General features: G+C 69.7%; 20 protein-coding genes and 1 pseudogene. 10 read left to right on the forward strand and 11 right to left on the reverse strand.

Annotation, left to right across the window (positions count from 1 at the left end; genetic code table 11):
• Positions 1 to 55: 55 nt before the first annotated feature.
• On the forward strand, positions 56 to 985 hold the full coding sequence (locus HNQ79_RS24620; protein WP_185034655.1) for a hypothetical protein: 930 nt from the start codon (positions 56 to 58) through the stop codon (positions 983 to 985).
• A 70-nt stretch (positions 986 to 1,055) separates the two neighbouring features.
• A complete protein-coding gene (locus HNQ79_RS24625) occupies positions 1,056 to 1,499 on the forward strand; it encodes a peptidase inhibitor family I36 protein (protein WP_185034657.1) in 444 nt (147 codons plus the stop codon).
• Between the two features lie 314 nt (positions 1,500 to 1,813).
• On the opposite strand, the gene HNQ79_RS24630 is transcribed toward HNQ79_RS24625, so the two are convergent.
• The 3 genes from HNQ79_RS24630 to HNQ79_RS24640 form a co-directional block, all read right to left on the reverse strand.
• Positions 1,814 to 2,398: a snapalysin family zinc-dependent metalloprotease gene (locus tag HNQ79_RS24630; RefSeq protein WP_185034659.1), complete on the reverse strand. Its 585-nt coding sequence runs from the start codon at positions 2,396 to 2,398 to the stop codon at positions 1,814 to 1,816.
• Positions 2,399 to 2,875: 477 nt separating this feature from the next.
• Positions 2,876 to 3,535, reverse strand: a complete 660-nt coding sequence (locus HNQ79_RS24635) for a response regulator (protein ID WP_185034661.1) — start codon at positions 3,533 to 3,535, stop codon at positions 2,876 to 2,878.
• On the reverse strand, positions 3,532 to 4,785 hold the full coding sequence (locus HNQ79_RS24640; RefSeq protein ID WP_185034663.1) for a sensor histidine kinase: 1,254 nt from the start codon (positions 4,783 to 4,785) through the stop codon (positions 3,532 to 3,534). Before HNQ79_RS24640 ends, HNQ79_RS24635 begins: the two co-directional genes overlap by 4 nt.
• 133 nt (positions 4,786 to 4,918) lie before the next feature.
• Here HNQ79_RS24640 and HNQ79_RS24645 point away from each other — a divergent pair, with 133 nt between their 5' ends.
• The 5 genes from HNQ79_RS24645 (at position 4,919) to HNQ79_RS24665 (ending at position 10,422) form a co-directional block, all read left to right on the forward strand.
• Positions 4,919 to 5,827, forward strand: a complete 909-nt coding sequence (locus HNQ79_RS24645; RefSeq protein ID WP_185034665.1) for an ABC transporter ATP-binding protein — start codon at positions 4,919 to 4,921, stop codon at positions 5,825 to 5,827.
• The gene (locus HNQ79_RS24650) at positions 5,824 to 6,669 is read left to right on the forward strand and encodes an ABC transporter permease (protein ID WP_185034667.1); all 846 of its coding nucleotides are present in this window, start codon (positions 5,824 to 5,826) and stop codon (positions 6,667 to 6,669) included. The genes HNQ79_RS24645 and HNQ79_RS24650 overlap by 4 nt, the downstream gene beginning before the upstream one ends.
• 250 nt (positions 6,670 to 6,919) lie before the next feature.
• Positions 6,920 to 7,564, forward strand: a complete 645-nt coding sequence (locus tag HNQ79_RS24655) for a dihydrofolate reductase family protein (RefSeq protein WP_185034669.1) — start codon at positions 6,920 to 6,922, stop codon at positions 7,562 to 7,564.
• Between the two features lie 470 nt (positions 7,565 to 8,034).
• Entirely contained in the window at positions 8,035 to 8,928 is an 894-nt protein-coding gene (locus HNQ79_RS24660; protein WP_185034671.1) for a class I SAM-dependent methyltransferase, read from the forward strand.
• 504 nt (positions 8,929 to 9,432) lie between these two features.
• On the forward strand, positions 9,433 to 10,422 hold the full coding sequence (locus HNQ79_RS24665) for a Gfo/Idh/MocA family protein (protein ID WP_268253565.1): 990 nt from the start codon (positions 9,433 to 9,435) through the stop codon (positions 10,420 to 10,422).
• A 106-nt stretch (positions 10,423 to 10,528) separates the two neighbouring features.
• On the opposite strand, the gene HNQ79_RS24670 is transcribed toward HNQ79_RS24665, so the two are convergent.
• The 4 genes from HNQ79_RS24670 to HNQ79_RS24685 all read right to left on the reverse strand — a co-directional run bounded on the left by HNQ79_RS24670 (position 10,529) and on the right by HNQ79_RS24685 (position 15,384).
• On the reverse strand, positions 10,529 to 11,968 hold the full coding sequence (locus HNQ79_RS24670) for a GH1 family beta-glucosidase (RefSeq protein ID WP_185034673.1): 1,440 nt from the start codon (positions 11,966 to 11,968) through the stop codon (positions 10,529 to 10,531).
• 82 nt (positions 11,969 to 12,050) lie between these two features.
• Positions 12,051 to 12,974 carry a carbohydrate ABC transporter permease gene (locus HNQ79_RS24675; RefSeq protein WP_185034675.1) on the reverse strand — a complete coding sequence of 308 codons (924 nt, stop codon included), beginning with the start codon at positions 12,972 to 12,974 and terminating at the stop codon, positions 12,051 to 12,053.
• Between the two features lie 12 nt (positions 12,975 to 12,986).
• Positions 12,987 to 13,982, reverse strand: a complete 996-nt coding sequence (locus HNQ79_RS24680) for a carbohydrate ABC transporter permease (RefSeq protein ID WP_185034677.1) — start codon at positions 13,980 to 13,982, stop codon at positions 12,987 to 12,989.
• Positions 13,983 to 14,073: 91 nt separating this feature from the next.
• Positions 14,074 to 15,384, reverse strand: a complete 1,311-nt coding sequence (locus tag HNQ79_RS24685) for an ABC transporter substrate-binding protein (RefSeq protein WP_185034679.1) — start codon at positions 15,382 to 15,384, stop codon at positions 14,074 to 14,076.
• 294 nt (positions 15,385 to 15,678) lie between these two features.
• Between HNQ79_RS24685 and HNQ79_RS24690 the strand changes: the two genes are divergently transcribed.
• On the forward strand, positions 15,679 to 16,692 hold the full coding sequence (locus HNQ79_RS24690) for a LacI family DNA-binding transcriptional regulator (protein WP_185034681.1): 1,014 nt from the start codon (positions 15,679 to 15,681) through the stop codon (positions 16,690 to 16,692).
• Between the two features lie 235 nt (positions 16,693 to 16,927).
• Here HNQ79_RS24690 and HNQ79_RS24695 read toward each other — a convergent pair whose 3' ends face one another.
• From HNQ79_RS24695 to HNQ79_RS24705, 3 genes are all read right to left on the reverse strand, one after another.
• The gene (locus HNQ79_RS24695) at positions 16,928 to 17,455 is read right to left on the reverse strand and encodes an SRPBCC family protein (protein WP_185034683.1); all 528 of its coding nucleotides are present in this window, start codon (positions 17,453 to 17,455) and stop codon (positions 16,928 to 16,930) included.
• A complete protein-coding gene (locus HNQ79_RS24700; protein ID WP_185034686.1) occupies positions 17,452 to 17,829 on the reverse strand; it encodes an ArsR/SmtB family transcription factor in 378 nt (125 codons plus the stop codon). The genes HNQ79_RS24695 and HNQ79_RS24700 overlap by 4 nt, the downstream gene beginning before the upstream one ends.
• A 502-nt stretch (positions 17,830 to 18,331) precedes the next feature.
• Positions 18,332 to 18,808, reverse strand: a complete 477-nt coding sequence (locus tag HNQ79_RS24705; RefSeq protein ID WP_185034688.1) for an ATP-binding protein — start codon at positions 18,806 to 18,808, stop codon at positions 18,332 to 18,334.
• Positions 18,809 to 19,006: 198 nt separating this feature from the next.
• Between HNQ79_RS24705 and HNQ79_RS34810 the strand changes: the two are divergent.
• Positions 19,007 to 19,190, forward strand: a pseudogene (locus HNQ79_RS34810) (RNase J family beta-CASP ribonuclease); the annotation flags it as partial.
• Positions 19,191 to 19,345: 155 nt separating this feature from the next.
• On the opposite strand, the gene HNQ79_RS24710 reads toward HNQ79_RS34810, so the two are convergent.
• The gene (locus HNQ79_RS24710) at positions 19,346 to 19,726 is read right to left on the reverse strand and encodes an SH3 domain-containing protein (RefSeq protein WP_185034690.1); all 381 of its coding nucleotides are present in this window, start codon (positions 19,724 to 19,726) and stop codon (positions 19,346 to 19,348) included.
• Positions 19,727 to 20,354: 628 nt separating this feature from the next.
• Here HNQ79_RS24710 and HNQ79_RS24715 point away from each other — a divergent pair.
• Complete coding sequence (locus HNQ79_RS24715) at positions 20,355 to 20,591, forward strand: DUF6480 family protein (protein ID WP_185034692.1); 237 nt, start codon at positions 20,355 to 20,357, stop codon at positions 20,589 to 20,591.
• Positions 20,592 to 20,602: the final 11 nt, after the last annotated feature.

Below are 20,602 nucleotides of genomic sequence, written 5' to 3' on the forward strand. Positions count from 1 at the left end.
TGGCTCGTCGAAACGTGGCTCGGACGCCGCGTCAGCCGTAGGGAGAGCGCATCACATGAGGCGGACATTCTCCGTATCCGTTGCCGCCCTGGCGGCTGCCTGCATCACGGCGGGCTGTGGGGCCGGGACGGATGTCACGACAGACGCGGAAAAGTCCTCGAAGGGGGACACGGTCGCGATTTCGGACCGCGAACTCCGGGATCTGACCGTCCCCGAGGAGATGGAAATCGAGTACGCCGAGTACGCCCTCGTCAAGGAGTGCATGGAGGACAAGGGATTCTCGTACTGGGTGGGACCGGTGGCAAGTGTCGACGCCCGTAAGGCGGGGCGCTACGTGATCGACGACATCGCGTGGGCGAAGAAGTACGGCTACGGCCGGCCCTTCGACGAGGCGGCCGAGAAGGAGCGGAGCGAGCACCCCAACGTCCGGTTCCCCAACGCCCTCCCGCGGAAGGACCGTATCCGCTACCACACAGCTCTCAACGGCGATTACGACGACGTGCTGAGCGTGGACCTGCCCGCCGGCGGCACCATCGAGACGCCCCGGGAGGGTTGCTGGGCCGGAGCGCGGACCCACCTCTACGGAGACCTCAAGGCCTGGTTCGAAGCCAAGAAGACCGTTACCAGCCTGACCCCGCTCTACGTTCCGGAGATCCTCGCGGACGACCGGATGAAGAAGACGGTCAGCGCCTGGTCGCGCTGCATGAAAGAAGCCGGACGGCCCTTCTCCTCACCGGACGAGCTCCGCGAGAAGCGTATCGAGCACACCGTCGGAATGAGATCCGAAGACGCCAGGAAGTACGACGTCGAACTGGCGGTCAACGAGGCAACGTGCGCCGTGAAAACGTCTCTCGGGAAGATCGCGCGCCACCTCGAAGGTGAATACCGGTCCGCCACGCTGAAGAAGTACGGCAAAGAGAATGCCGCCTATCAGCGCATGAGTCTGGCCGCGCTGTCCCGGGCACGGGATCTCACCAGCGAGTGACTCACAGGTTTCCGTGGCACAGCAGTCGCGGATGGATTCGAAAAAACAACACATGAAGGAGCATCAACTCATGCGCAAGGCTTTCGCCGTCCTGACGGCCGTCACCGTGGCATCCCTCGGCGCCCTCGTCCCCGCCACTTCCGCCCAGGCGGCGGACTGCTCCGACGCCATGGCCGGCGCCCTCTCCGGCTACATGTACGCGTACGACAACACCAACTGCAACGGCTACCTCGGCCGCGCGTCCGGCGACGACTCGGACTGGGGCAACTCCTCGCAGAGCTTCCAGGGCGGGGACAACAACAAGGCGTCGTCGATCCTGAACAACGGCAACAGCTACGAGGTCAAGTTCTACGGCGCCGCCAACAGCGGCGGGGGCCACATCTGTCTCAGCCGGTCCGAGGGCTGGGCCTCCAATCTTTCCGACGACACCCTCACCAACGGCGCCCCGGCGAACAACAACATCAGCAGTCACGCGTGGGCCAGCGCATCCAACTGCTCCAAGTGGGCGGTCTGACCGTACCTGCCCGGGGGCGCGGACCACTCCTCCCGCGCCCCTGACCCACCCCTGACCCACCTCAACCGGCCGGTCTCGTCCCGGCAGGCCGAAGTGCGACGCCCCCGCATCAGTGCGGTGCGGGGGCCCTTTGCTTGCTCTGCTCATGACCGCGTTCTTACCGGCGCCGGCGCCCCAAGCGGCATCCCTCGGGCCGATCCGGCGCCTCCTGCAAACCAGCGCCGAATCGTAGAACGTCGTGACCGCACCGGCGGATGATCAACGCCGGAGGGGCGTGCACGGGCCGGTCGCGGCGTCCGTCCCGCCCGGGGCGGTCAGGGGGCGTCGACCAGCAGGCGGCCTTCGCGCTGCGGATGCGTGGCGGCGCGCGTGGCATAGGCGGACTCGACCCGAGCCCGTTCGGTCGCGTTCGGGACGGCATTCTTGCAGCTGATGCCGGCGCTGGAACCCGACATCAGCTGGGAACACGGCCCGGGCTTGGTGTCCGGCAGGCCGAGATTGTGACCGATCTCGTGGGCGGCGATGCGTGTCTTGTCATGGCCCTCGGTGACCGCGAGGTTGCCGAGTTCCACCCTGGCCCGGCCGCCCGGACGGACTGGTCCCAGCGTGGCCTGCGGCCAACCGTTGGTGGCTACGATCTGGATCTCGGCTCGCGTTCCCGGCCTGACCTTCGCGAGCTTGACTGTGCTGGCGTTCGCGTTCCAGGAAGCGACTCCGGCCGTAATGGCGGCTTCCCAGCCACGTGCCCGGGTGTCGTCGTAGTAGAGAGTCGTCACTGCGGAGGAACTGGCCAGCGCAGCCGTTGTGGGCGCAGGCGCGGCGTGCGCCGCCGCAGGCACCGCGAGCACAGCGAGTGCTGCGGCGGTACCGGCTGCGGCGAACCACTTCGAGCGGGGCATAACTGTCCCTTCATCGGGCTGGTTCCCTGCGAAAGGGAGACGGGGCCCGTGGCACAGGTCGCGGAGCCAGTGACACGGGCACGGATAGCGGCTCCTCCCGGGAGGAGGCATCGTCTATTTTGTTGAGGCGCTGTCAACGTCTTCTGGTTCGGAGTGTGGGGCACCACGTCGGCTGTCGCCAATGCCGACAGGTCATAACACCCATGGATGCATCCGAGGCTCGGCGGCGACCGGCGCCTCCGATGAAGTGGTAGCGCCTGCCCCCGCGGCAGAGCAGCACGGCGTCGCGTTTCTGGGCCCCGCGGACACGCGAGCGAGCCCTGGCGCCCGGGCCGGGGCTCATGCGTTCCTCCCCAGGCCTGCGCCCGCCGACGGTGCTCGCCCACGTGGTCGTGGGTTCAGCTGCGGGCACTTCGTTCCCGGGGCTGTGTCCTGGAACGCGGGCACGGCCGGGCTCCTACCCCGGGCTCCGTCCCTTCAGTGGGATGGTGCCACCAGGCCCGCCTCGTAGGCCAGGATCACCAGCTGCACCCGGTCGCGGGCATGGAGTTTGGCGAGCAGGCGGGTCAGGTAGGTCTTGGCGGTGGCGATGCTGATGGAGAGCTCGCCTGCGATCTCCGTATTGGACAGGCCTCTGCCGACGAGGGTCAGTACCTCGCGTTCCCGGGCGGTGATGCCGTCGAGCTTCGACCGCCGCGGGGGTGATGCCGCGGGTCGGGCGGTGAACTCCTTGATCAGCCGACGGGTGACGGCCGGTGCGATCAGAGCGTCCCCGGCGGCAACGATCCGGACTGCGGCGAGGATGTCGTCCAGAGCCATGTCCTTGACGAGGAACCCGGAGGCTCCGGCGTGCAGCGCCCCGTAGACGTAGTCGTCGTCGTCGAAGGTCGTCAGGACGACGACACGTGTGGAGCCGGTGCCCGTGGTGATCAGTCGGGTGGCTTCGATGCCGTCCATGCCGGGCATCCGGAGGTCCATCACCACGACGTCGGGGGCGAGTTCCTCCGTCAGCCGTACCGCTTCCGCGCCGTCTCCCGCCTCGCCCACCACCTCGATGTCCGCGGTGTCGGTGATGACCATCTGCAGGGCGGCCCGGACCAGGGGCTGGTCGTCGGTGAGCACGACACGGATGGTCATCCGGCCACCGCCTTCGCGTCTGCGTCGGTCCCTGTCGGTACCGGGAGTCTGGCCGCTACGAGAAACCCGCCCTCCGGACGAGGTCCGGCCGTGAAGGTGCCGTGCAACAGGGCGACCCGCTCCCGCATGCCGATCAGACCGTACCCGGTGTCCTGGCCGGTGGTGCCGCCCATGCCGCGGTCCGAGACCTCGACGGCGAGTTCTTCGTCGAGGTAGTCGAGGCGCACCTGGCAGGAATCGGCACCCGAGTGCCGCACGGCGTTGGTCACCGACTCCTGGACGATCCGGAACGCCGCGAGGTCGATGTCGGCCGGCAGCGGGCGGCGTCTGCCCTGCCACCGCACCTCCACACGGACCCCGGCGGCCGTGGTGGCCGCGGCGAGCTGCTCCACGTTCGCCAGACCGGCGGCCGGTCGCCGGGACGCCGGCGCGTGTGCGCGGCCTTGGCGTTCCTCACCCTCGTCGGCCTGGCGCAGTGCGCCGAGCATCCGCCGCAACCCGGCCAGCGTCTCGCGGCCCGCTGTCTCCACCGTGAGCATCGCCTCGCGGGCTCTGGCCGGCTGGGTCTCGACGACCCGGGCCGCGGCGCCGGCCTGCAAGGCGATGACGCCGATGCTGTGGGCGACCGTGTCGTGCATCTCGCGCGCGATGCGCAGCCGTTCGGCGGTGACGGCCTCGGCCGCGGCCCGGGCGTGCAACTCCTCGGTGTGAGCACGGGCCTGGTGCGACGAATTGCCGATGAGCCAGGCGATGACCACGGTCAGGGCCACGAACGGCTCCTGCGCGACGCCGGAATCGTCGCCCGTGCTCAACCGCAGGACGAGGTGGCCGGCGAGTGTGCCGAGGGCTGCGGCGGCCGCAGTGAGCGAACTCCGCCGGGTGCGGGTGGCTGCGATGTAGCAGAGGGCGACATCCACGGCCAGGAACTGCAGGGGTGGAATCTCGTCCTGACGCCAGGCCGCCGTCGAGACGACCGTACCGACGATCACCAGGCCGTACGCTACGGAGGTCCTGCGGCGCAGCAGCGCGCTGCCGGCCAGGACCAGGACGAAGGCGACAGCGAGCAGCGCCTGGGCTCCGAGCGAGTCGAGCCCGTTTCGGGGGTAGTTGAGCGAGTACGACCGCTGCGGCGGCAGTACGACGTACTCGACGATGGGCTGCACTGCGGCCGCGTACCACGCAAGTGCCGTCCACAGGCCCGGCGGTATGCGGGTGAGCAGCGGCAGCGGCAGCGGCGGTGAGGCGGACATGCAGTGATCGTAAGCACCTGCGTCGGACGGCACATCCGACCGGGGCCGTACAACCAGGGTTGACACCCCTCGTCCCCGATTGTCATCGGCGGTCCGATTACGGGCAGGGTTGCCCACCGCCACTGTGGTCCCCGTGATCGAAGTCAACGAACTCACGAAGCGATACGGCAGCACGACGGCCGTCAAAGACCTTACCTTCACCGTGCGACCCGGCCAGGTGACCGGGTTTCTCGGTCCGAACGGCGCCGGGAAGAGCACCACACTGCGGATGATCCTCGGCCTGCACGAACCGACCAGCGGCACCGTCACCGTCGACGGTCGTTCCTTTGCCGACCGCCCCCGCGGCCTGCGTCATGTCGGCTCCCTTCTCGACGCGCACGATGTGCACGGCGGGCGCAGCGCGGAGGCTCAGCTGTCCGCCCTGGCCCGCAGCAACCGCATCCCGCAGCGCCGGGTGGAGGAGGTGCTGCGGGAGGTCGGCCTGGCCGAGGTCGCCCGGCGCCGCATCGGCGGATTCTCGCTCGGCATGAAGCAGCGGCTCGGCATCGCCTCCGCTCTGCTCGGCGAACCACCGGTTCTGCTCTTCGACGAACCGCTCAACGGCCTCGACCCGGAAGGCGTGAAGTGGGTGCGTGACCTGTTCAGGCGCCTCGCCGCCGAGGGCCGCACGGTGTTCGTCTCCAGCCATCTCATGTCCGAGATGGAGCACACCGCCGACCAGTTGATCGTCATCGGCCGCGGCGAACTGATCGCGGCAGAGAGCCTCGCGGAGTTCTCCGCTCGCGGCACCCGGCCGAGCGTCACGGTGGGCACGCCCGCCGCCGCCGTCCTGCGCGGTCTGCTGACGGCCGAAGGCGCGGTCGTCGGCACGGCGGGCGACCTGCTTGCCGTGACCGGTGCGACCGCGGTCCGGATCGGTGAGATCGCCATGGAGCACCGCATTCCGCTGCATCATCTCAGCACCCGGTCCGCCTCGTTGGAAGAGGCGTTCATGGAGCTCACCGCCGACAGCGTGCAATACCTCGCAGGAGACCCCACATGACCAGTGCCTACGCTTCCGTCGGCGGACTTGGTGCCGACGAACCCCGCGCCCGCTTCCTCGACCTGGTGGCAGCCGAGTGGATCAAGCTTCGGTCGCTGCGCTCGACCTGGATCGCCTACGGGGCCACCGCACCGGCCGTCATCGCGTTCAACGCGGGAACCGCTTACGACACCTACAGCCACTGGCCGGAGCGGGGCGCGGCGGAGCGGGCAGACTTCGTCCGGGCCGGTATTCCGTTGCAGGAGGCGTTCACAGCGAACGCCGCCATGGTCATGATGCTCGCCCTCGGTGCCATCGGCGCCCTGGTGATCCTCGGCGAGTACAGCACGGGCACCATTCGTACGACGTTCGCGGCCGTCCCTGACCGCCGTTCGGTGATGGCCGCCAAGACGGTGGTCGTCACGGCGGTCACCAGCGTCTTCGGCTCCATCGTCGCGGGGGTCTCGTTCGTCCTGACGCAGACGATCCTCGACGGCCGGGGCGCGGGCGTACCGATCAGCCACCCGGGCGCCCTGCGTGTCGTCGTGGCGTCCGCCCTCCTTGCGCCCGTGTGCGCGGTCGTGGGCATGGCCATCGGCTCCGTCGTGCGGCACACCTCGGCCACCATGATTGCCTCGGTGGCGGTCATCCTCGTGCTGCCCCTCGTCTTCTCCGACGGGCGCCACTGGTCGGCGGTCGCCGGGCACGCAACGATCTACCAGGCGTGGTTGCGGCTCGTGGATCTCGGCTCCCCCCGGACCGACTTCCCCTGGACGACCGGCGGAGCCTGGGCCGTCTACGCCGTGTGGGCCCTCGCCGCAGCCGTGCTCGCCGTCACCAGCGCACAACGGCGCGACCAGTGAAAGGGCCGGGCAACTGGCGTTCTGGCGCGGAAGGATGGTGCCGGTCTTGTGGTCGGTTCAGCGGGGCTCCGACCCGCCACCGTGGGAGTGGGGTTCACGTGTCCGGCCACTCCGGTAACCCGACACTCCGGAGTCGCGTAGCGGGCCGACGTCATCGGCCTGGATGACGGGGCAGGCCGGCTGCTGTAGCGATGAGTTTGCGTCGACCGGAGCGTCTTACCACTGTTGTCGCCCATCACAGGAGGAACGCGTGGCTCAGCTATTGAGAGTCCAGAATTTCAACGTCTCGGCTGACGGCATCGGTGCCGGTGAGGACCAGACCCTTGAGAGGCCGTTCGGACATGTCGACCCCGAGAAGCTGTTCGCCTGGGCCGGCGCCACGGCGAGCTGGCCCATGCGCACCGACCCCGGGGGGAGCCGGGGCCTGGACGACTACCTCACGCGGGACTACGCACGCAACATCGGTGCCGAGATCATGGGCCGCAACAAGTTCGGGCCGCAGCGCGGGCCCTGGCAGGACCATGAGTGGCAGGGCTGGTGGGGTGAGGAACCCCCGTTCCACGCGCCCGTGTTCGTCCTGACCCACCACAAGCGCCCTTCGTTCACGCTTTCCGACACCACGTTCCACTTCGTCGACGGCGACCCGGCCACGGTCCTCGACCAGGCGCGGGAAGCGGCAAAGGGCAAGGACGTCCGGCTCGGCGGCGGGGCCACCACCATCCGGCAGTTCCTCGACGCAGACCTCGTCGACACCCTGCACGTGGCGGTCTCGCCGGTGAAGCTCGGCACCGGAGTACGGCTCTGGGAGTCCCCCGATGAACTGCTCGACCGGTTCCACCTCGATGTCGTCCCCAGCCCGAGCGGGGTGACGCACCACCTGTTCTGGCGAAAGTGACCGGTCTTCAGCGCAGCGCCGGGCAGCTGTCCGGCCTCCCGCCGCTGCCCTGATCGGGCTGCCGATTCACGCCTGCGGCGGTCAGCCGGCCCTGGCGCTCTGAACACCGGGCGCGTCAGGTGCTGCGTGGTTCGTTCCGTGCGGATCCGGGCTTCGTCCTGGGCGGGGAGGCGCTCTCAGCCATGGTGTCGCTGATGCTCCTTCCCGCACCGACGGCGCCCGAGGGCGAACCGCGCAAGACCATGGGCATCTTCGACCGAGAAGCCCACCGTGGCCACCGGAAGGACGTCGGCGACCTCGGCTCCGAAGCTGTGGAGGTGCCCGGAGGCCTGCGAACAACGGGCCGCAGCCATGCCCGGGGCCCCCGGCGCGGCGGGCAGTATTGCGTGGTGAGCAGCACACCAGGCCACTTTCTTGCGTAATTCGCAAGCGCTCGTGCCGCAGGCGCATGGTTCGCTTACGGTGAAGCCATGACCCATACGCATCAGCACACCCCCCACCACGGCGACAGCAGTCACCACCCCGACCACGACCGCGTCGGCCACCATGAGCACAGCGATGGTGGTCAGGCGGAGATCCTCGACCTGGACGCCGAGGTGCTCGCCGAGCACATCGCGTCCATCACCGCGTGGCTGCCGCTGAAGAGCGAGCCGCACCAGATCGTGGACTTCGGCTGCGGCACCGGCGCGGGAACCTTCGCCCTCCTCGAACGCTTCCCCGACGCACACGTCACCGCCGTCGACAGCTCCGCCGGGCACCTCCAGCTTCTGCGCGAGAAGGCCTGCACCCGCGGTGTCGAGGGGCGCGTACGGACCGTGCAGGCCGACCTCGATGCCGATCTCTGGCCCGACCTCGGCACGCCGGATCTGGTGTGGGCCTCGGCCTCGATGCACCACATGGCCAACCCCGACCGCGCCCTGCGCGGCGTCCGCGAACTGCTCACCCCGGGCGGCCTGTTCGCCGTCGTCGAACTCGCGGGCCTCCCCCGCTTCCTGCCCGCCCACGCCCCGGAGAGCCGGCCCGGCCTCGAAGAGCGCGCCCACGCAGCGGCCGACAGTTTCCACGCCGAGCACGTTCCACACCGCGGCGCCGACTGGGGCCCGATACTGACAGCCGCCGGCTTCACTGTCGAGAACGAGCGCACCCTCACCGTCAACATCGAAGGTGCGCGCAGCGAAGCGGTCGGCCGCTACGCCTACGGCAGTTTGCAGCGCATCCGCGGTGTGATCGCACCCGCCCTCAGCCCCCAGGACCTCGCCGCCCTCGACGAGCTCCTGGACACCAGCAGCCCGAACAGCCTTCTGCGCCGCGAGGATCTCGCCGTACGCACCGAGCGCACCGTCTGGGCCGCCCGCCGCGCCTGACGCCCGGCGCGGAACAGGGTTGCCCGCCGGGCAGCCCCAGCGCCGAACTGCTTGCCTCGTGCGCAACCACCGTCTGGCCAGCGCCGTGCGCGTCGTCGGGCTGAGCAACCATGCCCGCGCACGCCCGCGCACTGCCATCGCCGCGATCCACCGCGCGGAGGAGAGGCACACGGAGCATCCATGCCCGCAGCGCTGGGCACGTGAGCGGGCGCTCGCGTGCCCAGCGGCCGTACGTTTGCGGGGAGGGGCCTCTGGCACGGGCACCGTATGAACCGTGGCTGGGTGTGGTCCTCTGGCACGGAGCGGTACCGCGCCACGAACACGACCGCCGCCCGGCGACGGGTGAACCCTGCCGACTCTCGTAATCACGCACCGGGTCGGTGGGGCCGGCTCCGGCGATCACGGGGCCGGCCCAGGCCTTGAAGTGCTGGCAGGCCTTACGCAGGTGGGAACGTACCCATAAGGTTTGCTGCAGCCCTTCGCCGTATCGAACAGGAGCTGGCAGTGAGCGAGCAGATCATCAATTGGGGAATCCTGGCCACCGGTGGCATGGCCGCCGCCTTCACCGAAGACCTGCTCCGTGAGCCAGGGGCTCGGGTGGCTGCCGTCGGTTCGCGGTCGGAGGCCGGCGCGCGACAGTTCGCGCATCGGTTCGGCGTCGCTCGGGCGCACGGTAGTTGGCACGAGCTGGTGGCCGACCCGGAGGTCGACGTCGTCTACGTCGCTACGCCCCACGCACACCACCTGGCCGCCGCGACGGCCTGCCTGGAGGCCGGCAAGCCGGTGCTGTGCGAGAAGCCGTTCGCGCTGAGCGGCCGACAGGCCCGCCTCCTGACCGAACTCGCCGCCAGGCGGAAACTGTTGCTGATGGAGGCGATGTGGACGTACGTGAATCCGCTGGTGCGCCGGATCGTTGAGCTGACGGCCGACGGTGCCATCGGTGAGATCCGCTCGCTGCACGCCCGCTTCGGGGGGCGGGTGACGGTCGCGCCGCAGCACCGGCTCTGGGACCCGGCCGCCGGTGGTGGCGCGCTGCTGGATCTGGGCACCTACCCGGTGTCGTTCGCGCAACTGCTTCTTGGCGCCCCCGAGTCGGTCACCGCGCACGCGCGGCTGTCGCCACAGGGCGTCGACGAACAGACCGGCATCCTGCTCGGGCACCCCGGCGGGGCGATGTCCGTCCTGTCGTGTTCCCTGCTCGCCGACGACGAGCACGGGGCGGTGGTGTACGGCACGGAGGGTCGCATCGAGATACCGGCCGACTTCTTCAACCCGTCCGCCTTCGTGCTCCACCGCGACGGACACGAGCCGAAGGAGTACACGGCACCGCCCCGGCGGGGCAACGGTTACGGTCACCAGGCACGCGAGGTGATGCGGTGCCTGCGGTCGGGACTGGTCGAGTCGCCGCTGGTGCCGCTGGCCGGAACCCTCGCGGTCATGGACACGCTGGACGCGGTACGTGCGCGGATCGGCGTGCGCTACCCCGGGGAGTGAGCGGCGTGAGGGACGAGTCCGCCCCCACGCCCCGGGCGAGGGGGTGGGGGCGGACTCGTGGCGCGACACCGTGCGGGGAGGCACGGAGGTGCCGCACCGGGCGCGGTCAGGCGGGCAGGACGCCGGTACGTGCGACCTCGGAGTACCAGCGGGCACTGGCCTTGGGGATGCGGGCGCCGGTCGGGTAGTCGACGTAGACGGCACCGAAACGCTTGCTGTACCCGTGTGCCCACTCGAAGTTGTCCAGCAGCGACCAGAGGAAGTACCCCCGCACGTCCGCGCCGTCCGCGATGGCCTGGTGGACGGCGGCGAGGTGGCCGCGCAGGTAGGCGATGCGGTCAGGGTCGTTGACGTTGCCCGAGGGGTCGGCGTAGTCGTCGAACGCGGCGCCGTTCTCGGTGATGACCAGCGGCGTGCCGGGGAAGTCGGCGGCCAGTCGGCGCAGGAGGTCGTACAGACCTGTCGGGTCGATGGCCCAGCCCATGGCGGTGGTTTCGCCGGGGGGCTGGTGGAAGGCGACCTGCCGGGCGCCCGGCCACGGGCTGTGGGTGCTCCTGCCGTGTCCGTCCGAGGTGTGCGCGCCGCTCCCGTCCGCCTGGGAGACGAGGGTGGGGGTGTAGTAGTTGACCCCGAGGAAGTCCAGGGGCTGGCGGATCTGCCGGAGGTCGGCGTCGTGGACGAAGGACCAGTCGGTCAGCGCCGCGGTGTCCTTGAGCAGGTCTTCCGGGTAGGCGCCCTGCAGCATCGGGCCGGTGAAGACCCGGTTGGCCAGGGCGTCGATGCGACGGACCGCGTCGGCGTCGGCGTCGCCGGCGGTGAGCGGGCGCACGTGGTGGATGTTGAGCGTGACCGAGCACTGGCTGTGCGCGGGGGTCCGGTCCCGTATCGCCTGGACGGCCAGGCCGTGGGCCAGGTTGAGGTGGTGGGCGGCGCGCAGGGCGGCGACCGGGTCGGTGCGGCCGGGGGCGTGCACGCCGGAGCCGTAGCCGAGGAAGGCGCTGCACCAGGGCTCGTTGAGGGTGGTCCAGGTGCGCACCCGGTCCCCCAGTGCGTCGGCGGCCAGGGCGGCGTACTCGGCGAAGCGCTCGGCGGTGGCGCGCTCGGGCCAGCCGCCCGCGTCCTCCAGCTCCTGCGGCAGGTCCCAGTGGTAGAGGGTGGCGACCGGCTGAATGCCCTTGTCCAGCAGTTCGTCGACGAGACGACGGTAGAAGTCGAGTCCCTTCTGCACGGCGGGACCGCGGCCGGTGGGTTGGATCCGCGGCCAGGCGAGGGAGAAGCGGTAGGCGCCGATGCCGAGGTCGGCCATCAGGGCGACGTCCTCGCGCCAGCGGTGGTAGTGGTCGGTGGCCGTGTCGCCGGTGTCGCCGTTGCGGACACGGCCGGGGGTACGGGCATAGGTGTCCCAGATGGACGGTGTGCGGCCGTCCTCCGCCGCAGCACCCTCGATCTGGTAGGACGCGGTTGCGGAACCCCACAGGAAGTCCGCGGGGAAGGTACGGGAGGGCTCCGGGGTGGAAACGGTGTGCGGGTGCGCTGCGGTGGCCACGTATGTCCATTCCTGGTGAAGTGTGCGAAGTGAGCTGAGGTGAGGTGGGCTTGGCGCGGGGCCGATCGGCCGTCGCGGCGGGTCAGCCCTTGACGGCGCCCGCCATGATGCCGCTGACGATCTGACGCCCGAAGACGAGGAACATCGCCAGCAGCGGCAGCGTCCCGAGCAGTGCGCCCGCCATGATCAGGGACTGGTCACGGATGTATCCGGCGCTGAGCTGGGTGAGGGCGACCGGGACGGTCGGATTGGTCATGTCGAGCACCACGAAGGGCCAGAAGAAGTCGTTCCAGGCGTGCACGAACGTGATCATGAACAGGACCGCCATCGGGGGCCGCGCCACGGGCAGCACGATGCTCCAGAAGATGCGCAGGGAGTGCGCACCGTCCACGCGGGCGGCCTCGACCAGTTCGTCCGGCAGCGCTTCCGCCAGGTACTGCCGCATGAAGAAGACGCCGACCGCACTCACCAGCGTGGGGAAGATGACGGCGGGCAGTTCCTGCGACCAGCCCAGCTCGGACATCATCATGAACAGCGGGACGACACCGAGTTGGGGCGGCACCATCATGGTGCCGATCACCAGCATGAGCAGTACGTTGCGGCCCTTGAAGCGGAGCTTGGCGAAGGCGAACCCGGCCAGCGTCGCGAACAGCACCGTGGACAGCGCGATGACTCCGGCCACGATCAGGCTGTTGAGCATGGCCTTGCCCATCGCCGCCTCGTTCCAGGCGCGGGCGAGGTTGCTGAGGAGGTTGGGGCCGGGCAGCAGCGGTGGCGGTGTCTGGCTGACCCGGGTGTTGTCGGTCGAGGCCGCCACCATCGTCCAGTACAGGGGGAAGATCGACACGATGGCCGTGATCCCGAGCAGGATGTAGGCGAGCGGACCCGCGTGGTGCTGACGGCCTGCGCGCGGGCGCAGCAACCGGCGTCCGGTGCGGGGGGCGGGCTTCTTCGGGGCGGTCCGGGGCGGGGTGGCCGTCCGGACCGGGAGGCTGTCTGTGGTCATGGGGGCTCCTGGTCAGGACGTACGGGAGCGCAGGCGCTGGATGAGCCGGTGCGCCAGGAAGACGAGGACGAGCAGCAGGAACATCGCCCAGGCGACGGTCGCCGAGCGGCCCATCTGGTAGTTCTTCCAGCCCTCCTCGTACAGCAGCAGGCCCAGCGTCTGGTACTGGTTGTCCGCGCCGCCCGTCACCCCGTTGGGGCCCTGACCGAAGATCAGCGGTTCGCCGAACAGCTGTGTGGCGCCGATGGTGGACAGCACGATCGTGAAGACGATCGTGGAGCGGATGCCAGGCACGGTGACGTGGGTGAACTGCTTCCAGCGGGAGGCGCCGTCGATGGCGGCGGCCTCGTAGCGTTCGGCCGGAATGGCCTGCATGGCAGCCAGGTAGAGCAGGGCGTTGTACCCCGTCCAGCGCCAGATGACGATGGCGGAGATCGCGGCCTGGGCGGGCCACTTGTCGGCCTCCCAGTTCACCGGGTCCAGGCCGACCAGCCCGAACGCCCAGTTGATCATGCCGAAGTCGCGTTCGAAGAGCATGGTGAACACGAGGGCGGCGGCACCGACCGAGGTGGCGTACGGGACGAGCGAGGCGATGCGGAAGAAGAGCGAGCCACGCATCTTGTAGTTGAGCAGATGGGCCAGACCGAGCGCCAGCAACAGCTGCGGCACCGTGGACAGGACGCCGATGGTGAGGGTGTTGGCCGCGGCGTTCCAGAACCGGGAGTCGTTCCAGAGGGCGATGTAGTTGTCGAACCCCACCCACTCCATGAGGTCGAGAGTGGCCAGCTCCACCCGGTGCAGGGAGATCCAGGAGGTGTAGACGAGGGGGTAGAAGCTGAACGCGGCGAAGACGACGAAGAACGGGGCGATGAACGCGTACGGTGCGCCCTTGACGTCCAGCCGGTGCAGCAGCGGGACGCGCCGCGGGCCCGTGTCCTCGCCGCCCGGCGCGCGGGACGGTCCTCGACGTCCCTGGCCGGTCTGGGCCTTGCTGGTGGAGGTGGCCACCGGAGTTCCTTCCTGAAAGCAGGGATGTGAACCGTTTCCCCGGACCCGCCGGCATCGTGCGGGCGGGCCCGGACGGCCCGGTGGACGACGGTCAGCCGACTGCCTTCTCGATGCGCTGCGCGGTGGTCTGCCAGGCCTTGTCCCGCGTGGTGCCCTGCTCGACCAGGACCAGGCCCTGAGAGAAGGTGTCCTTGATCGTGCCGTCCTTGCGCCCGAGGACCTGCTTGGCCGGGATCTCCCGGGCGGCCGCGCCGAAGATCTGGCCGATCGGGGCGTTGTTGAAGTACTCCGAAGTGACGTTCTGGACCTCGGGCGCCTCCAACGCCTTCTGCGAGGACGGCACGCTGCCCTGCTTCTTGAAGAGGTGCGCCTGCTGTTCGGGGGCGGTCAGCCAGGCGACGAGCTTCTTGGCCTCCTCCTGCACCGGGCTCTGCTTCACCACGCCGAGGAAGGAACCGCCCCAGTTGGCGCCCTTGGGGGCCTTGGCGACGTCCCACTTGCCCTTGTTGGCGGGGCCGGCCTTCTCGCCGATGTGGCCGAGCATCCAGGCCGGGCAGACCGCCGTGGCGAACGTCCCGTTGGCGAGGCCGGGGTCCCAACCGGGCTGGAACTGGCGGAGCTTGGCGGACAGGTCGCCCTCCGCGGCGTCGGCGGCCAGGCTCCATGCCTCCTTGACGGCGGGGTTCTTGTCGAAGATCAGGTCGCCCTTGGCGTTGTAGTACTGCTCGGAGTGGCCGTAGACCATGGCGTTGAACAGGCCGCTGGCCGCGTCCATGTAGGCCACGTCGCCGCCCTTGAAGTCCTTCTTGAAACTGCGGCCGACCTCCACGTACTTCTTCCAGTCGCCCTGCCACAGCTTGGCGACGGCCCCGCGGTCGGTGGGCAGACCGGCCTTCTCGAAGTAGTCCTTGCGGTAGCAGATGGCCATCGGACCGATGTCGGTACCGAGACCGAGCACCTTGCCGTCGGTGGTGGTGATCTGGGACTGCTTCCAGGGCAGGAAGTGGTCGGTGCCGCTCACGCCGGTGAAGTCCACGAACTTGTCCGCCTGGGTGTCGACGATCTCCTTGGCGCGGCCGATCTCGATGCCCTGGATGTCCTTCAGGCCCTTGCCCCCGGCGAGCCGCGTCTGCAGGGCGGTGTAGTAGGTCTGCTCGTCACCGGCTATCTCGGCCTTGATGTCGACGTTGGGGTTCTCCTTCTCGTACTGCTCCAGGAGGCCCGTCTCCTCGAACCCCATGACCCCGTACATGCCCATGGTGATGGTGACCTTGCCGTCCTTCGTGCCGCCGCCCGTCGCCGAGTCGTCACCGCCTCCGCAGCCGACGACGAGCGCGAGCGCACCAGCGGTCGCGGTGGCCGCGGCGAGCCTCCTGCGCGATGTCCTGTGAGCAGTGCTCATGACTTCCTCCTTGCGGCGGCGCTGACGCACCGGTGGCGGTTCACGGGTGGGGCAAAAACGGGCGAAAGCCCGGTGGGAACGTTCCCAAAACAGATTGGGAACGTGCCCACCGGCGGATCGAAGACTCGTAGGGTCGAGCGCTCATGTCAATGGCTTGTAAACAATTCCTTGCCGAAACGGCCAACTCGTGTTCGTTTCATGACGCTGGGCGGGTGCTGCCGCCGCCGGGATGTCTGCCACAATTACGGCTGGTCACGTCCCCCGCGGCGATGCCGCAGCCGTCCGGAGGAGCCCATGGCAGGCAATCGTCAGCCCACGATCAAAACCGTCGCCGCTCGCGCCGGCGTGGGGCGGACCACGGTGTCCCGCGTGGTCAACGGCTCGGACCTGGTCAGCGCGGACGCCCGCGCGCGGGTTCTCGCGGCGATCAAGGAGCTCAACTACGTTCCCAACTCCGTTGCCCGGGGCCTGGTCACCAGCCGCACCGACTCGGTGGCGCTGGTGATCCCGGAGTCCGAGAGCCGTCTCGGCTCGGAGCCGTACTTCGCCGCGCTGATCCGCGGGGTGAGCGCCGCACTCGCCGACACCAGGACACAACTGCAACTCACGCTGGTTCGCGACCAGTCCGAGCGGGACCAGATGATCGCTTCGGTGACCACCCGCCGGGTCGACGGCGTGCTGCTGGTCTCGGTCCACGCGGACGACCCGCTGCCCGGCATGCTGGAGGAGATGGGCCTGCCCACCGTGCTGGCCGGCCGCCGCGACGAGCGGGAGAACCTGAGTTACGTCGACTCCGACAACGCAGGCGGCGCCGCCGCGGCCGTCCGGCACCTGCTGGACCGAGGCCGCCGCCGCATCGCCACCATCGCCGGGCCGCTCGACATGGACGTCGGCCGGGCCCGGCTGGCGGGCTGGCGCGACGCCCACGGCGAGGCGGGAGTGCCCGCCGACGAAGTCCTGGTCCAGGGCGGTGACTTCACCGAGGAGGGCGGGCGTCGAGCAATGCGTTCGCTTCTTGAACGCGCACCGGATCTGGACGCTGTCTTCGCCGCGTCGGACCTGATGGCGGTAGGCGCCCTGGCCGAACTGCGCCGCCAGGACCGGCAGGTGCCGGGTGACGTCGCCGTCGTCGGATTCGAGGACTCCGTTCTCGCCCGCCACACCCATCCGCCGCTGACCACCGTGCGTCAGCCGGTCGAGGAACTCGGCCGCACGATGGCGCGGATCCTGACGGACATCACCCGGCACGGAGCGGAACGTCAGCAGGTGACGCTGCCGACCAGGCTGGTGGTGCGCGAGTCGTCCTGACGCCCGTTCCATGCCGGTCTCGGGCCCGGGCCATTTCGTTTGGATCGGTCGTTCGTGGGTCAGGGGGTGCGGTTGCCCGGTGCGCAGCGGGCGCGGATCGAGCCGTTGCTCCCGGACGGGACGCCGAAGCGGGCCGGTCGTTGGTCGTCAGGATCACGTCCAGCAGGATCTGCGAGGTCGGCCGCACCTGTGCGAGGCGCTCGGCCGGAGGCGGACCGGCAGGAATCCGGCCCTCCTACTCGGCGTCCTCGGGTGACTCACTGAACATGTCGAGGTAGTGCTGTGCGTGGACCGGGTGGTAGTCGCCGAAGTCGACGGATGCCGGGTCACCGCCGGTCTCGGCGACGACAAGCCGGTCGAGGTAATAGTCCCAGCCGGGGCCGACGCCGCTCGCCATCAGCGGGTCGCCGACGGACTGGGAGAAGGTGAGCGTGGTGCAGCCCTCGTGCTCGACGAGCGTGAGAGTCATGTGCCAGACGATGTCCTGGCCGGGCACCTGCGACGTGAGGACCAGGCGGTGGGGGGCCTGGCACTCCTGGATGGTGAAGAGCTCGGCCTGGTGCTCGTCGCCCTCGTAGAGCATCCGGAAGTCGACCGAGCCGGTCGAGGGGTCGCCGGTCCATTCGCCGATCCATCGGGCCAGACGGTCCGATTCGGTGACCGCAGCCCAGACGTCCTTGATGCCGGCCCGGAAGGTGCGGTCGAAGGCGATGCTGTCCAAGCCGTCGATGGTCGAGCGACGCCCGGTGGGGGTGCTGGTCATGCGGATTCCTCCTGAGGTCTTCCGGTATCGGGAGCGGCGTCGGTGCCGTCCCGGTGCTCGCGGACGGTTCTGCGGACCTCCAGGTCGAGTGCGTCGAAGGCGCTCTCGGGAATGGGAGGGCGGCGCCCGGCGAGCTCGTCGAGCAGGGCGCGGACCGGGGCGAGCCCCGGACGGGCGAGCGCGTAGTGCCGCTCGCGACCATGGTCCTCGACGGTGGCCAGACCGGCCTCCGTGAGCAGACGCAGGTGCTTGCTCACCGCGGGCCGGCTGATCGGATGCCGTGCCGCGAGGTCGACCACTCTGGCCGGGCCGGAAGCGAGTGCGCGCAGCAGATCCCGGCGCACGGGGTCAGCCAAGGCGATGAACGGGTCCACCCCCTATTGGTAACCCATGGGTTACCAATTCACAAGTCCTCGGCCCTACGTTCTCCACAGTTCTCCGGACGAGGAAGCGGCCGCCGGGGCGACCAGGCACTGTCGGCCCTGGCGGGAATGGTCCCGGCCGATCTCCCACAAGTCATGGGAACGCTCACCTTCGGGGGCCTGGCGGACTCCCTGGACCGCCTCTCCCTCGAACGGGGACGGGTACCGGCCCCATCCGCCTGCCGTACGCGCCGCGACCAGCCGGGAGCGCGGCACGAGGCGGCGCATGCGCCCTGGCCGCCGGTCCCGCGATCCCCTGCTGTCCCTCGCCCGGGGCGTCCCTTGTCCCAGCACGGCCTTGTACTCGGCGAAGTCGATGGAGGTGAGGAGCCGGCTCCAGTACCGGGCGGCTGATAGCGCGGCGAGCCCACACCGTCCGCTGCTCCCTGGTTCCCAGCCGCGTACGGGACGGGCAGCCAGGTGGCGCACCGCGACGTCTCGCCGCCGCCTTCCCTCAGACGGCCTGGCGGCCGGCGACGTCGCCGCAGGGGTCGTCGGCGAGCACGATGGACACGCTGACCCGCTTACCGACGGGCTCCCGCTGAATGGTGAAGGTCCGGCAGAGGGCCATCACGATCTCCAAGCCGTGCTGGCCGACCCGCGCCGGGTCCGCGGGCAGCACCAGCGGCAACGCGGTGCTGCTGTCCCACACAGACACCTGGACAGCCCCGTCCTCGATCTCCAAGGTCAGCAGGCACGGTCCGGGCGCGTACTTGCGGGCGTTGGTCACCAGCTCGCTCACCGCGAGCTGCACCATGCCCATCGCCCGCCCCGACACCGGCAGCCCATGAACTGCCTGCACGGACGTGAGAAAATCCCGCACGAGAGCACGCGCCTCAGCGATCTCCTCACTGCCCTCGAACGCGGCGGAGACAACAATGGGACGGGCTGCCAGCAGCTCGTACTCCGCATCCTGCACCGACAGGTCCATACATCCGCCTTCTTTCCAAAGCGTTGCGTGCCCCTCCCGCTTACCCACGAATCCGCAGCACACGCCGCTACCGGCCCAGCAGCCGCAAATGCACGCCGAGGCCCCCCTCCGCCGTGCCCGGCAACGCAACGACCTGCTGTTGGCCATGCCCGGCGACTGCCCCCGCTCGTCCAGGTGGCCGGGGCGAGGGAAGGCAGTGGCGTCGTCCACGACGACACCACCTTCGCGTCGGTGATCCCCGTGATCGAGCAGACCCTGGCCACCGCGGCCGAGGAAAGCGTCGGCGACGCCCACCAGCTGGCTGGGAGGGCTCCTCGTCCACGCCGTCGGGAACTGGACATTTGGCGCCTACCGCCGCGGGTCGGTCGTCATCCCTGCGGTCGCGAGGACATCAGCCGTGTCGCAGACGACGCAGTTCCGGGTTATGAGTTCTCGACTCTGGTCGAGCCGAATCCGTTCCTTCCCTGCACGGGTCGGTGGCGGAGGGCAGAGCGGGGGTCGGCCGCTCCCGCGCCGGGTGCGGGAGCGGCCGGCGGGTCACCAGCAGCGGGAGCTGACGTTGCCCACCTCGTTGCCCTTGAGCAGGCCGCCCCAGATCCACCTCTCGTCCGCGAGGTACACCCACTTGTTGTGGGTGTAGCCGTTGGCGGTGACCGTGCCGCCCTCCGTCCAGCACACGGCGGTGAGGTTCTGGTTGGCCGCGACGGTGTAGGCGATGGAGTAGCCCGTCGACGGCCCGATCCGCACATTGCCCTGGACCCAGGTGGTGACCGTCTGGAACGCGGCACTCGCGTTCGGCCCGTCAGCCCGCGCGGCTTCCGCTGCGGAGGCCGGAGCCGCCATACCGGCCGCGGCCATCACGCCCACCGCGGCCGCGATCATCAACTTGGTCAGCGGGCGTGAACTCGTCCTGCGCATCTGCTGATTCCCCCTGTTGGGTTTCGGGAAGCCCTGGGCTGGGCGGTGTCCCTGGTGCGGCCAGCATCGCCTTTGGTCGAGCGCGGTGCAAGAGTCCTTCGGGAAACCTGGAAACGTCGTCGCGGCCGCGGCCGAGTCTGTGCATCGAGGCGGCTGTACGGGGGCCACGGGTGTCAACGTCCATTGGCGGCCCTCGACTTCGAAGTCTCCCTCGCGCGACCAGGAGCCCGGCCCGCACGACCGGCGGGCGGGCGGGCGGGCGGGCGACGGGTAGGTAGGAGATTGCCGCGGGTCCGGCAGCTTCCAACTGCGCGCCACCGGCCGCCAGGCCGACGGCCGCTGTCCCGCTCCACCCGAGCAAGCCGGCAGTCCGCCGGGGGCCCGAGGGATCGGTCTGCTGAGGGGAGCGGCATGCGCGTCGAACGCAGCGTCCCGTAGGCGCGGATGTCAGCCCCTCACACCCGAGGCAACCGACGCCGCACGCCGAGCCGGCGGGACCCGCAGTCCGGTAACCGGCTCTCCCGGCCGATCGGGACCTGGGCTCGCTCCGGAACTCCCCGTACGACCAGAAGGTGGAAGACTGGCGACTTCGAGGTGCGCGACGCGGTTGAGTGGGAACTCGTGACAGATGACTTCCTCTCCGACACCGGATCCTGACCCCGATACCACTACCGGCCTGGAGGCCGGCGGGGGCGTGCCGCCGGGGGAAACCCCTCCCGCGGAAAGCAGCATGCCCGGGGCCGGCCCCCAAGAGACGCACAACCCGCCCAAAGGGTGGGCGAAGGCGCCGTTGGCGCTGATCATCGGCCTCGCAGTGGTGGTAGCCGGCTTCTTCCTGGCGTACGCGATCGTCCTGTTGCTGTGACGCGTACAGCG

The sequence above is a fragment of the Streptomyces candidus genome, assembly GCF_014207445.1.
Classification (GTDB): domain Bacteria; phylum Actinomycetota; class Actinomycetes; order Streptomycetales; family Streptomycetaceae; genus Streptomyces; species Streptomyces candidus.